Annotated in this window: 10 protein-coding genes; 3 read left to right on the top strand and 7 right to left on the bottom strand. The window is 41.2% G+C overall.

Annotation, left to right across the window (positions count from 1 at the left end; translation table 11 throughout):
* Positions 1-20: 20 nt before the first annotated feature.
* Together EAH55_RS08330 and bglX are read right to left on the bottom strand one after the other, a co-directional pair.
* A complete protein-coding gene (locus EAH55_RS08330) occupies positions 21-3,269 on the bottom strand; it encodes a SusC/RagA family TonB-linked outer membrane protein (RefSeq protein ID WP_121809224.1) in 3,249 nt (1,082 codons plus the stop codon).
* Between the two features lie 935 nt (positions 3,270-4,204).
* The gene (gene bglX / locus EAH55_RS08320; RefSeq protein ID WP_121809222.1) at positions 4,205-6,511 is read right to left on the bottom strand and encodes a beta-glucosidase BglX; all 2,307 of its coding nucleotides are present in this window, start codon (positions 6,509-6,511) and stop codon (positions 4,205-4,207) included.
* A gap of 189 nt (positions 6,512-6,700) precedes the next feature.
* Between bglX and EAH55_RS08315 the strand changes: the two genes are divergently transcribed.
* The gene (locus tag EAH55_RS08315; protein ID WP_112567405.1) at positions 6,701-7,462 is read left to right on the top strand and encodes an NUDIX hydrolase; all 762 of its coding nucleotides are present in this window, start codon (positions 6,701-6,703) and stop codon (positions 7,460-7,462) included.
* Positions 7,463-7,681: 219 nt separating this feature from the next.
* Here EAH55_RS08315 and EAH55_RS08310 read toward each other — a convergent pair whose 3' ends face one another.
* Entirely contained in the window at positions 7,682-7,918 is a 237-nt protein-coding gene (locus EAH55_RS08310) for a hypothetical protein (RefSeq protein ID WP_121809221.1), read from the bottom strand.
* A gap of 142 nt (positions 7,919-8,060) precedes the next feature.
* On the opposite strand from EAH55_RS08310, the gene EAH55_RS08305 reads away from it, so the two are divergent.
* Complete coding sequence (locus tag EAH55_RS08305) at positions 8,061-9,938, top strand: M1 family metallopeptidase (RefSeq protein WP_121809220.1); 1,878 nt, start codon at positions 8,061-8,063, stop codon at positions 9,936-9,938.
* A gap of 86 nt (positions 9,939-10,024) precedes the next feature.
* Here the strand turns inward: EAH55_RS08305 and EAH55_RS08300 are convergent, their stop codons facing one another.
* Positions 10,025-10,453 carry a pentapeptide repeat-containing protein gene (locus tag EAH55_RS08300; RefSeq protein ID WP_121809219.1) on the bottom strand — a complete coding sequence of 143 codons (429 nt, stop codon included), beginning with the start codon at positions 10,451-10,453 and terminating at the stop codon, positions 10,025-10,027.
* Positions 10,454-10,644: 191 nt separating this feature from the next.
* On the opposite strand from EAH55_RS08300, the gene EAH55_RS08295 reads away from it, so the two are divergent.
* Positions 10,645-11,136, top strand: a complete 492-nt coding sequence (locus EAH55_RS08295) for a DUF6265 family protein (RefSeq protein ID WP_121809218.1) — start codon at positions 10,645-10,647, stop codon at positions 11,134-11,136.
* Positions 11,137-11,155: 19 nt separating this feature from the next.
* Here the strand turns inward: EAH55_RS08295 and EAH55_RS08290 are convergent, their stop codons facing one another.
* From EAH55_RS08290 to EAH55_RS08280, 3 genes are all read right to left on the bottom strand, one after another.
* The gene (locus EAH55_RS08290) at positions 11,156-11,977 is read right to left on the bottom strand and encodes a helix-turn-helix domain-containing protein (protein ID WP_121809217.1); all 822 of its coding nucleotides are present in this window, start codon (positions 11,975-11,977) and stop codon (positions 11,156-11,158) included.
* 416 nt (positions 11,978-12,393) lie between these two features.
* Positions 12,394-13,782: a sulfatase-like hydrolase/transferase gene (locus tag EAH55_RS08285; protein WP_121809216.1), complete on the bottom strand. Its 1,389-nt coding sequence runs from the start codon at positions 13,780-13,782 to the stop codon at positions 12,394-12,396.
* Positions 13,783-13,861: 79 nt separating this feature from the next.
* Positions 13,862-14,224 carry a winged helix-turn-helix transcriptional regulator gene (locus EAH55_RS08280; RefSeq protein WP_112567384.1) on the bottom strand — a complete coding sequence of 121 codons (363 nt, stop codon included), beginning with the start codon at positions 14,222-14,224 and terminating at the stop codon, positions 13,862-13,864.
* Positions 14,225-14,248: the final 24 nt, after the last annotated feature.

Below are 14,248 nucleotides of genomic sequence, written 5' to 3'. Positions count from 1 at the left end.
TATTAAAAATTTGTCACACATTAAAAAGAGGCGTTAACACCAATGTTGTATATCTTCTGACCGGCAGGATAGTTACCAAAGTCGATACCGAAGCTGGTATTATCTGTCAAGGTTGAAGGCTGAAGCTCAGGATCTAAACCGCTGTATTTAGTAATGGTGAATAAGTTGTTAGCTAACAAATAAAATCTTAGTCTCTTAATACCCAAAGCTTTGATTTGTGAATTAGGTACAGTATAACCCAATGTTAATGATTTTAACCTAACATAGGTACCGCTTTCAACATACCATGAGTTTGGATCACCGGTGTTATCTGCGTTAGCAGTACGGGTTAATACCGGGATAGTTGCCTGGCTGTTATCAGCACCTGGTTTCCAAACTTTAGGACCTAATATATCGGCACTTACGTTACCGGTAAATACTTGTGGGAAGTAAGTCCAGTATTTAATGTAATTGAAAATCTTGCCACCGAATGAACCGTAAACAAACGCATTCAGATCAAAGTTTTTGTAGCTAAGGTTAAATGTAAAACCACCTGTAAATTTAGGGTTAGGGTTACCGATGAATGTTTTGTCATCAGAAGTGATCTTTCCATCGCCATTTACGTCGGCATATTTAAACAAACCTGGTCTTGCGTTAACATCGGTTGGTGAAGCAGCGATGTCTGAAGCATCACGGTACAAACCGATAACTTTATATCCATAAAACTCACCTACTGGCTGGCCTGGCTGTAACCTTACAAAGTTTTGTAAACGGGTTGAACCACCGCTATTACGATCCTGGTATTTAAGGCCATTCAAATTAGTAACCATGTTTGAGTAGTGGCTCACGTTTAAGCTTAGATCATATTTCCAATCGCTGCCCACATTGCCGTGATAGCTGGTAACAATCTCAAAACCTTTATTTTTAATATTACCACCGTTAACATATGGTAAGTTTGAAACAGCAGCCGGAGCAAGTGCAATTGCAGGGTCGCCTGATTGGAATAATAAACCGGTAACTGATTTTTGGAAATACTCGAAAGTGAAATCCAACTTATTGTTAAGCAAAGTTGCATCAAAACCGATGTTCTTGATTTTATCAGTTTCCCATGTAGTAGCTAAGTTACCTTGTTGTATACGATATAAACCAGTAACGGTTGAGTTACCTGTACCGGTAATATCATAGTTGGCATTGCCGTTTGATTGAGCGTATAAGCTATAAGCGTTGCTTAAGCGGGTTTCAACACCTGCAAGTGAACCTAAGCTACCATAACTTGCACGAATCTTCATGTCATTAAGCCAGCTTACATCTTTCAGGAACGCTTCTTTCGAGATCCTCCAACCAGCGGTTACCGCAGGGAAGGTACCCCATTGGTGACCAGGAGAGAAGTATGATGAACCATCACGACGTACTGTTGCACCTATGATGTATTTTTCGTCAAACTGGTAATCCAATTTTGCGAAATATGAAAGCAAACCTGAATCAAAAAGCTGATCAACACCGTTACTTGGTGGGTTAGCACCGTTAGCTACGGTTACATAGTTAGGGTCAAACGAGATATTATAATTACCACCACCTGCGCGGATACCACGTCTGTAAGTAGTTATAGCCTCAGAACCAGCTAATAAGCTAATATTGTGTTTACCAAACTGTTGTTTGTAGTTTAAAGTGTTAGTCCAGGTATATTGGCTATTGTAGCCTGCAACCTCGGTAAAACCATTGGTTGAAGTGTTACCTTCAGAGTTTTCGTATGCAGGTACGGTAAAGTAATAGTAATAATAGTTATCAACTGCACCACCAAACTGGGTACGGATGGTAAAGTGTTTCAGGAAATCAGCTTCAGCATAAACGTTACCGGTTATATCCCAGTTATTGTTCCTGTTGTTTTTTGTACGTTCCTGAACGGCAACCGGGTTGCTTGAGTTACCTAAGCTACCTGAACGGGTACCGGCAAAGTTGCCCATGATATCATAAACCGGGATAATAGGCGGTTCACGATAAATGTATGATATAGCGTTACCTTCGTTTTGGTTATTGCTAAGGTTAGGGCTTCTTTTGTAGAAGATATAAGCATTTTCACCTACGCGAATGTGCGGGCCAACAGCAAAATTGGTGTTTATCCTGGCTGCATACCTTTTAAAGTAAGTGTCAATTAAAGTACCTTGTTGATTAAGGTAGCTAATAGACATCAAGTAAGTAGACTTATCGCTACCACCGCTTGCAGTAATGTTATGGCTTTGTATTGGAGCTGGTTTAAACACTTCATGAAACCAGTCGGTACCTTGTTTATTGGCACGTGTGATCTGATTGTCAGTAGTGAATGGATTCAACAAATAAGTTGATGGGTTGGTTTTTGGATCACCTTCTTTACCACCAGCTGGCGTAATATAATCTGGAATTGTCCAGGTACCGGTTTTTCCTGGATCATATTGTGGATTACCACCGGCTAAAGGGCTGCTGCCGTCAGCGTTAGGGCTGTTTTTATATGATTCGTAAATAGCCTCAACATAAGTTTTGGTATCCGCAAGTTTGAAACCATCTTTTAATGGCCTTTGAGTACCATAGTAAGCGTCGTAAGAGATAGTTGCAGCGCCACTTTTACCTTTTTTAGTTGTAACAACAACAACACCGTTTGAACCACGCACACCGTAAATTGATGCCTGACCGTCTTTCAACACCTGGATCGATTCGATATCGTTAGGGTTCACGTCATTTAATGATCCCTGAACACCGTCGATCACCACAAGTGGTGCAGTGCTGAAAATAGAGCCCACACCACGAACGTTTACAGTAGTATTAGCACCCGGGTTACCAGAGTTTACTACCGTAACACCCGCTGCTGTACCTTGAAGTAAGCTGGCAGTGTTTGACGCAGGTACTGATTTCATTGTTGCAACGTTAACCACCGATACCGAACCGGTGATATCTTTTTTACGCTGAGCGGTGTAACCAGTTACCACAACTTCGTTAAGTGTACTGCTGCCCGATTGTAGTGTAACACGCAGGTTTAAATCGGTACCTACTTTAACTTCGGTGCTTTGGTAACCGATGTAACTAACTACCAGGGTATTGCCCGGGCTCAGTGTTAAGGTGAAATCACCATTAACGTCAGTTACAGTACCAGTGCTCGTACCTTTGACGCGTACAGATGCGCCAACGATAGGTAACTTATCGTCGGAGCCGATAACTTTACCTTTGTACTTTGTTTGTGCTGTAACTACCAATGAAGATACCAGGCAGCATAGCAGCAAACCCAAGTACCTTCCTTTTAGGAGTAAACTTTTAAACATGAGATTGAGATTTAGTTGATTAATATATTTGATTTAAGCTTTTTGGTCGATAATTGGAGTGGCTATGTTTTAAAATGAAAAATTGCACACTTGCGGGTAACCGGTTTGAACGGGGCTGTTGTGAGATGGGCCTTGTTAAACAGATTGATTGAAGATGAAATGCCGGAAAGTAAAAAATGTAAAGGTTTTATCATATGATCTTCTCTCGTATAAATTTTAAACTTTTTATCCGTGTTACCTTCTTTTCTGTGCTCCCGCTGCTGAAGCAACATCAAAGTTAAAATGTTATAATAATATTAGATTTTGAACGCTTTCTGCTAAAACAGAAATTTATATTGGCTATGGAACTAATGTAATTAGTGTGTACTGTATACACAAGTAAAAAAAGCAGATTTACAAATTAATTATTTATAGATCAATTTAACCGCTAAAATCACAAACTGCAAACATTTCATTAACACTTCATTAACAAAATAATATTTTTTTTAAAAATATCGCATTGTAAAAATGTTGCTATTATTCCTTAACAGTTCTCCAAAAGTTATCGAAGCAATAGATATTGGTAAAACCGGCCCCTGCTTTTCAAAATTTTAATCTGATTTTAATGTAAGAGGCATAGTTGGCATAATTTATCAAAGTGTTAAAATATCATCATAACGTATAAATACTGTCATACCAACATTTATTATCAAAGCATCAATAATAAATGTTAAATATACATTTACACAACCTATACTTTTCTACCAATAAATGTTCAAACAACATTTATTGCAATCGATTTCACATCATTAGGACAGCATTTTACACATTTTCTCAAAAGTAAAACAGCCCCGGTAAAATTTATTTACCGGGGCTGTCTGGATATTTTTCTTTATCAAAAAATACCTTTGCTATTTTTAACAAAGTGCTAAAAATGTATTACACTAAAAATGGCATTATTTAGTCCACCAAACTGATGCGCTTTTCGTATCGGCCGAACTTGTTCCTATTTGTACAATAAATTCGCCTGATTCCCAATCGTATTTAAGCTGGCTGTTATAGAACTTCAATTGCTCTGGTGTAATTGAAAAGCTCACCTGTTTTGACTCGCCTGGCTGAAGGTTTATTTTTTGATAACCTTTAAGTTCTTTTACCGAACGGCTGATGCTTGCCACAGGGTCGCTTATATATAATTGTACTACTTCCTCACCAGCATATTTACCGGTATTGGTTACAGTCACAGTCGCGGTTAAAGTTTCATTGCCTTTTAACTTGTTTTTGCTTACGTTAACTGCGCTATAGCCAAAAGTGGTGTAACTTAAACCGTAACCAAACGGATAAAGCGGATCATTTGAAATATCAAGATAATTTGACTTGAATTTTGACGGACCGCCACTGTATGGCCTACCTGTGTTTTTGTGGTTATAATAAATAGGTATCTGCCCTACGCTCCGTGGGAAGGTAGCAGTCAGTTTACCTGCAGGGTTGTAATCGCCGAACAATGCATCGGCAATCGCATTACCGGCTTCGGTACCCGGCGCCCAAACATCAAGAATGGCGTTAGCGTGTTTATCTTCCCAGGTTAAGGTAAGCGGACGACCGTTAAATAATACAATTACCATCGGCTTGCCCAGTTTTGAAAGCTCTTTCAGCATATTTTTCTGGCTTTCCGGAATATCAATATCCGAACGGCTTGATGACTCGCCAGACATACTTTGTGATTCGCCAACTACGGCAACTATCACATCTGATTTTTTGGCCGCGTCAACTGCTTCTTTTAACAATTCATCGGCAGGTTTGGCATCCAAAGACACCATACCCGGACCAAAGTTCAACCTTTTAATGAACAGGCTATCCTCAGTAATGTTAGCGCCTTTAGCATAGTTAATGGCAACATTGTTACCCACAACATTTTTGATGCCTTCCATTACACTTACCGATTTTTGCCACTCACCGGCAATAACCCAGGTGCCCAGCATATCACGGTGGTTATCGGCCAAGGGGCCTACCAACGCGATACTTCCACCTTTTTTAAGCGGCAGGGTTTGATTATCGTTCTTTAATAAAACAAATGAGTGTTTGGTAATTTCCCTTGCTGCAGCACGATTGGCCGAAGATAATTCTTCTTTAGCTTCCTTGTCAGCATCCATTGATTTGTATGGGTTAGCAAACAAACCTAATTTATACTTTGCCTCTAATACACGCTGGCAAGCCAGATCAATGTCTTGCTGGGTTATTTTCTTTTGGGTAAGCGAGTTTTTTAAGGTTTTTACAAAGCCCTCTCCCACCATATCCATATCAAGGCCTGCTTTAAGTGCAAGGGCCGATACGGTTTGCAAATCGCCAAGACCATGGGCGGTCATCTCGTTAACTGCAGTATAGTCAGATACTACAAAACCTTTAAAGCCCCATTGTTTTCTTAACAAATCGGTTAGCAACCACTGGTTTCCTGTTGCAGGCACACCATCAACAGTATTGAACGAGCTCATAAAGCTCCCTGCTCCGGCATCAACCGCTGCTTTATACGGAGGCAGATAATCCTGGTACATTTTAATGCGGCTCATATCAACAGTGTTGTACTCACGACCGGCTTCCGCACCGCCATACAATGCAAAGTGTTTAACACAGGCCATAACTGCATCCGCATCTTTCATGTTTGAGCCCTGGTAACCCTGCACCATTGCCTTAGCAACCTGCGAGCCATACCATGGGTCCTCGCCCGAACCTTCAGAGATACGGCCCCAGCGTGGGTCGCGGGCAATATCAACCATTGGCGAAAACACCCAGTTCAAACCTTCGCCGGTAGCTTCCTTAGCTGCAATTTGTGCCGATTGTTTGATCAAAGCCATATCCCAGGTTGCTGACATACCCAAAGGGATAGGGAAAATAGTACGGTGACCATGAATTACATCTAAACCAAAAATAAGCGGAATATGTAATCTTGAGTTTTTAACGGCTATATCCTGGATCTGGCGGGTTTGCGCTGTGCCCCACACACCAAATACGCCACCTATCGATCCTTTTTTAATACTTTCTTCAACACCTTTATTTACTACCGATCCTGTTGTTGCTGCCCCAATGGTTACCAGGTTAAGCTGCCCTATTTTTTCATCAAGGGTCATTTTACTCATCAGGCCTTTAACGTAGGCGTTCATTTTCGCGTCTTCGGATTGGGATTGTGCCCATGCCTTGTTAAGGGGCATAAATGCCACGCAAAACGGCATCGCAGCTATAACAAGCCTGCTTGAAAAATACTTTTTCATTTTTTAAATTATGTGGGTAGTAAATAATTGGTTAACAAATATGATTAATAATCAGGGCATTTCATTGCGCCTGCAAATATTTTTGACGTTTTTTAAAATGGCATGTTATGGCATTTTTCATAGTGTATTAAGTACACAATTGTAAATATTATAATTAAAAAATCAAACTTTATTTGTACAATAGCACAAATGTTAAGTAAACAGCAACTTATTGAGTATAGCGAGGACGCCCGTAAAAACTACGTGAACCACATTTCTATTGATTGTGTTGTGTTTGGATTTCACGAAGGGCAAATGAAAGTGCTGCTATTGAAAACCAACGACGAAGAAAAATGGTACCTGCCCGGCGGCTTTGTACTTAAGGAAGAACATATAGATAACGCCGCCGTAAGGATCTTGCAGGAACGTACGGGCCTGGATAAAATATTTTTGCAGCAGTTTCGTGTATTTGGCGATCCTGATCGCTCAAAGTTCCACAATGATATGTACGTGGGTATGCTGCCCAAAGAAGAAAATTGGTTTTCGGGTCGTTTTATTTCGATAGGCTATTACGCGCTGGTTGATTTTTTTGACGTTACGCCTCACCCCGATCAATTTTCGGAGCTTTGCGCCTGGCGCGATCTGGACGATATGCCCGAAATGCAGCTCGATCACGAAAAGATCTATAAAAGTGCTTTAGATGCCCTGCGCCTTCAGCTCAACTATCAGCCTATAGGCTATAACCTGATGCCGCGGGAATTTACCATGCCCGAGTTGCAAAAGCTGTATGAAACTATTTTAGGTAAAAAACTGGACAGGCGTAATTTTCAGCGAAGGATACTGGGTTTTGGTATCCTGAACCGTTCTGAAGAACCACGCAAAGGCGGCGCACACAAGGCCCCCTACTTATATTCGTTTGATATGGAAAATTATCAGAATGCACTGACCGAGGGGTTTAAGGGGGGATGGTAAATAGTTCTTGCTAAAAAGTTCTGATTCCCCGCAGGGAATACTCATTTGTAGCAAAACAAGTAATAAATATTTGCGCCGTAGGCGTTACCCATTTACATATAGTATACCGAGTAGCACCTACGGCGCATTTTTTTTCTGTATATATCCTACAAACAGGTAGCACCTAACGGTGCATACAAATAAAACAGGCGTAACATTGCAGCGTCGAATATCTGCGGTTTACTCAACTACATACTCCAGTTTCACCTGCACATTCAAATCCTCGTGCATGCTTGCAAATTGGCGCGGGTTACGGGTAAAGTCGGGATCAGTATCCATATAAATGTTCGTGATCTTAACTACTTCCGGGTGCTTATCGGTGCCTATATTATAGCTAAGCCCTTCGCTGCTCTCTAAATTTTGTTTTAGCTGAAGGTATTGCTTACCGGTTACAATGATCATTTTTTCGGCAGTCATGGATATTATTTATAAATGGTAAATTCCTCAAAACCTTACTAAATCGTTCTGTAACACACCGGTGATACAAAATTATCGCTTACCAGGTTCAGTAACGGTTTATTATATTTACCTCAAATATAACTTATATACATCTGCATAAATGATCAGTATAAAAAAATTATTGCCATTTATTTTACTATTTGGCGCAAGCATTGTATCGGCTCAACAAACTTTACCCATAGCCGTAAACCTGCAAAAAACCTATACCAAAGGCACACGGACTGCAACCGGCGCTCCCGGTAAAAACTACTGGCAAAACACTGCCGATTACAAGATCAAGGTAAATTTCGATCCTAAAACCAGGCTGGTGACCGGTACCGTTGGCATCGATTATATCAATAATAGTCCTGATACTTTAAAACGTATACAATTTAAACTGTATCCTAACCTGTATAAAAAAGGAGTAATACGCCAAATGCCGGTTTCGGCCGAAGACCTAATCGATGGTGTGCAGATCAAAAGCCTTGCTATTGATAATAAAACGCCCGATAGCTCCAAAACCCGTCGGATCAATGGCACAAACATGACGCAGAAGGTTACACCTATCGCTCCCAAACAAAAAGTGCATTTTGATATCAGTTATGCATATACTTTAAACAAAGGTTCACATATCCGTACCGGCCAGGTTGATACCGGCGCGTTCTTTATCGCTTATTTTTTTCCGAGAATAGCAGTATACGATGATATCGACGGATGGAACGACTATCCATATACAGGCCCCCAAGAGTTTTACAACGATTTTTGCCATTTCAGCGCCGAGATCACCGTTCCGGGCGATTACAAAGTTTGGGCAACCGGAGATTTGAAAAATGCCGACGATGTTTACGACAGCCGCATTGTTAAACGTATTGCTGATGCCGGTGCAAGTGATAAGGTAACCGATATCATTACTGAAGAAGACGTAAAGACCGGCAACATCACCAAAAACAATGCAACTAACACCTGGAAGTTTGAGGCAGATGATGTTACCGATTTTGTTTTTGCTACCAGCAATCATTATTTATGGAAGGCATCAAGCCTGGTAGTTGACCCTAAAACTGGCAGGCGTACCCGCGTAGATGCCGTGTTTAATGAAAAACACAAAGATTATTACGCGGTAGTTGACTACGCCCGTAAAACGGTTGAAGTTATGAGCTACAAATTCCCGAAATGGCCTTATCCATATCAGCACGAAACTGTTTTTGATGGCCTTGACCAGATGGAATACCCAATGATGGTAAATGATAACCCGCTTGAAGACAAAGCCGATGCCATTGAACTTACCGACCATGAAATATTCCATACCATGTTCCCTTTTTATATGGGTATTAACGAAACCAAATATGGCTGGATGGATGAAGGCTGGGCAACCATTGGCGAATGGCTGGTAAGTCCGGAGATCGATCCTTCAATAGTTGACCCATATGGCGTAGCTGCTGTTGAGCAAAGCGCCGGCCATGAAGTTGATGTTCCTGTAATGACCCTCACCCCTATGCTTACCGGAACAGCCAGCTTTACCGATAGCTATCCTAAACCTGGCTTAGGTTATTTATATGTAAAGGACATGCTTGGCGACGAATTGTTTACCAAAGCCCTGCATTACTATATAGCACAATGGCACGGTAAGCACCCTATGCCTTACGATTTTTTTAACTGCATGAACACCGGCTCGGGCATGAACCTTAACTGGTTTTGGAAAGCCTGGTTCTTTGATAATGGCGTAACCGACCTGGCCCTAAGCAAAGTGACTAACACCGGTTTAAAATATACCGCTGCTATTACCCAAATTGGCAGCAAACCCATCCCGGTTAATTTAACCCTTACCTATGCCGACGGCACTACCGAACTGGTACATAAAAGCATAGCTGTTTGGGCAAGCGGCAATAAATCAACAACTGTCAACTTCACCGCAAAAAAAGCGGTTAAGAAAATAGTATTGGGTACCACTTATGATCCTGATAGTAATAAGAAGGATAACGTGTGGACAAGCACTAATTAAGAGCTTAAAGCTGAAAGCATAAAGCCCAAAGCTTTTATCCCTGCTAAGTTTAAAAACTTAGCAGGGCTTTTTATTTATAGTAATATCTATTTCTGTTGATATGCTTTCAGCAGGTCAGCAACTTCGATACCATTAATTTTCATGCCGCTTAGGTTACAATCAGAGATGCTGACATTACTCAGGTTACAATCAGTTATAGTACTGCCCTGCAAATCGCAATTTTCAAATTTAAGCGGGCGTTGCTTCGCGTCAGGGTCATAAGCCGGATGACCTTCGGGCGGCATACCTATATCGTGAATGTAAGCTCCGCCGAGTTGCGCGTATTTTATTTCCAGATCGCTCAGGTTGGCATCTTCAATCTTAAGCCCGGTAATGCATACATCCTTAAAACTTGCATTGTTCATCATCACCTGTTCAAGGGTTGAACCATTGAGCATAGCGCATTTAACATCAAGGATCTTTTGGCTTTCTTTTATCGTGATGCGTTCGGTATTGTTGTTTGCTGCGTTTTCCATGATATAGCTATTGGTTTATATGAAATATCCTGAGAATAAACAGTAATGCAGGGCTATGTAAGCGACAAACATCAGGGGCATTTGCGACAATCAAATCTTAGTTTTGAGGACAAAAGCCAAACCCAACACACGGGCTCATCTTTGATATCTTCATTTTAAATTGTACCTTCCATCACTTAGTCACAAACCCAATGAACCTGCTTCGTCATTCCAAATTACAGCTATTTGTTATAGCCTGCATGGCGTTTTCACATAGTGCTTTCGGGCAGAAAAAAACTGCGCCTATCACGCAAGCTAAATGGCTTATCGGCAGTTGGAAAAACCAATCGGAAAAAACACTGGATATCGAAACCTGGAAAAAACTAAATGATTCCACTTTTCTTGGCCGGAGTTATTCGTTAGCAGGCACAGACACTGTATCATCCGAGCATATCAGGTTAGAACAGCATTCCGGTAAACTATATTATATCCCAACAGTAAAAAATCAAAACGATGGCAAAGCGGTAACGTTTACACTCACTTCGTCAAATAACAAACACCTCGTTTTTGAAAATCCGGAGCATGACTTTCCGCAAAAAATAACTTATACGCAAATCAGTAAAGACTCATTGGTAGCCGAAATATCAGGAACATGGAAAGGTAAACAGAAAGCCATACCATTCCCCATGAGAAGGATTAAATAACAACTGTACAGCTTTTAAATTATTGCAGTAGTTCGGCTACATCCCGGCCGTAAAACTCTTTAAACAGCTTTCTGAAATAGGCAGGGGTTTCAAAACCGGCAACATAAGATATTTCGGCAACAGTACGGTATTTGCCACTGTTTATAGCTTCCATAGACATATGTAAACGGATTCTGCGGATGTAATTATTGGGTGTAATACCTGTGGTATTTTTGATGCGACGGTGCAGCTGCCTTTCGCTTAAACCCATTTCGTTGCTCAGCAGTACAATGCTCAAATCAACTTTCCCAATATATTTCCTTACCAATGTTTCAAGCTCATAAAGCCATAACTGATCGGCAATGGAAAGCTCGCTGATGGGCTTTAAATTGCCAGAACGCGGAAACTCATTAACGCCATTAATTGCATCACTATGTTGCGTCAAGGGCAACTTCCCTTCTATGCCATTAAAAATTACCGATGTCTTGCTAAATTCTTCAAGTTTCTTCTTATCAGTAATATTCCTGGCAATGGCAAAAACCAATTGCTGGCTTTGTACCGGCATCGATGTCCAGGAGAGCCAGACAATTTCCCCGCTTTTGGTTACATACCTGTTTTCAAAATCATAAAGCGGATTATTCTTAATGATGCTCTCACGTTTGGCTGCAGTAATGCTCCTATCATCAACAAAAACAAACGAGTCAATAGGCTTTGCAAACAGTTCACTTTCGGTGTAGCCTAAGGTTTTAGAAACGGCAGGGTTAATCTTTTTAAAATACCCGTCGAACCCGGCCACGCACAACCAATCGGGCGACAGGTGAAAGAAACATTCCAAATCAAAAATCTCGTTTATACTTTCCATATAAATTTCTGTTTCTGCTTGCAGGGGTATGTCAACGCTTAATGGTTAACAACAATAGCTACAGGTTGTGAAAAGGCAAATTCAAAAGAAGCCATTTTTTACGATACAATTAAGTTTTAAATGCCGGGTGGCAGAATTTTTCACTAAAATGTCAGTCCTGTCAACTTTTAAAAATGGAGTTGTGCCATGTTGAGGTAAAACACAGCGGCAATATGGAATTATTGATGAATTACCGGAGGCCCTGTATGAGATACAGGCATTGTAAATTCTTCACCTATGGATAAGGAAGGTGGCAGGCAATCTATTGGCCGGCATTAATAAGGATCGAAGGTTTATACTACCAAAATCAAGGTATACTTAATAGCAAGTATCATTATATAATAACATGCTATTAAGTATACGACTCTTTATCTTTCTTAATTTTCTTTCATCCCCGGATACTGATCAAAAAGAGCTTTTAGTTTCCTGGCAATTTCAGGGTAATCTTTGATTACGTTGGTACGTTCACTGGGATCGTAGGCCAGGTTAAACAATTCGGTTTTTGCGGGTAGCGGTGAACCTGCCACACCACCAACATTATTGTTGGCCTTTACTTCACGATACTTCCAATCCTCCAAGCGAACAGCTTCACAAACGCTGTTATTATAGTAGTAAATAGGCCTGTGCTCTGGATGTTTAGGTGCCTTGCCTGTTAATACATCAGCTATCGACTGTCCATCCAGTGTGCGGCCTTTAGGAAGCTGAGCACCAGTCCAATTGGCAAGCGTAGGCAACACGTCCAAATTACTCATCATACTGGTTATACTTGCGCCAACCGGGGTATGGTTTTTCCAGTAAACAATGAATGGCTCACGTACCCCACCCTCGTATGTTAATCCCTTGCTACCACGAAAAACGCCGGCAGTACCTGCATCCCAGTGCCTGGTAGCGCTATCGCCCAGCATGCGATCCGGAAAATCTATCCACGGGCCGTTATCACTCGAAAACATAAATATGGTATTATCGGCCAGACCCTGTTTTTCAAGTTCGGCCCAAACCTGGCCAAGACTTTCATCCAGTTGCTCAACCACATCACCCAAATGGCCGCCATCGCTTCGGTTCTTATTTTTTGCCGATGACGCAAAGGCTACCGGTAAATGCGGCATGTTATGAGCAAGGTATAAGAAAAATGGCTTATCTCCTTTTTTCTGTGATTTTATATAGCGAATAGTTTCACGCTGGTACAACTCAATCAATGATGAATCTGCCGGTTTTAAGATCTCGGGCTTATGATTGCGAAACACCTTGATAGTTGTATCAGTTTTTACATAAGGCGAGCGGTAATCATGGCTGTACAGCAAGCCATAATATGAATCAAAACCCTGGGCCATCGGATGGTTATAGGCTGCATGGTCACCGAGGTGCCACTTGCCAATCATGGCTGTTTTATAACCTACCTGCTTCAGCATTTCAGCAATGGTAACTTCCTGATCAGGAATACCCAATGAGGAGCCTGGCCCGATAGGGTAAGGCAAATTCATCCTTGAGGCATAACGCCCGGTAAGTAATGAAGCACGTGATGGCGTACAGGTTGGACTGCTTACCACGTAATTTGTCGCCCTCACCCCTTTTTGCGCCATCTTATCTAAAAATGGCGTACGGATTACCGGATTGCCATAACAGCTTAAATCGGAGTATCCCATATCATCGGCCAGTACAAAAATGATATTAGGCAATTGCTTTTTTTGTGCCGATACGGGTGTAATTAAAAATATAAAAGCCAAAAAGAAAAGGCCTTTGCAGGTTAATTGGATGAGATGTTTCATTACCCGGTGAAAATAGGTTTTTATTACAGATGACTGTTAAAGATAACTTAACTGTTACAATTTGTAATAAAATCGCCAATTACTGCTTATCGGTATTGCGTAACATCTCCCGGTGCTCTTTGCCCCATTTTATCATCTCCAAAATGATATTACCAAAACTGCGGCAGTACTCTGTAGATTCATACTCGATTAAAACCGGCGACGTTGGGGTTACGGTACGTTTAACGAGCTTGTTCATTTCCATGGTCTTTAGCTCGCGCGATAGCATGCGCGTGGTGATACCAGGGATACTCCGCTCAATTTCCCTGAAACGCTTGTTTCCGTTGCAAATAGAATTGATGATTGGCAGTGTCCATTTACCGCCAATAACATACATGGTGTCTTGTAATGCCTGCCGCTCATCGGCATGATTACGTTGGTGTGACGTTATTCCTGCTTCCATACTGGTATACTCCGTGTAACTGGT

Source organism: Mucilaginibacter kameinonensis, from assembly GCF_003675385.1.
Lineage (GTDB): Bacteria > Bacteroidota > Bacteroidia > Sphingobacteriales > Sphingobacteriaceae > Mucilaginibacter > Mucilaginibacter kameinonensis.
Note: the sequence above shows the minus strand (reverse complement) of the source record. Positions and strands in the feature narration are given on the sequence as shown.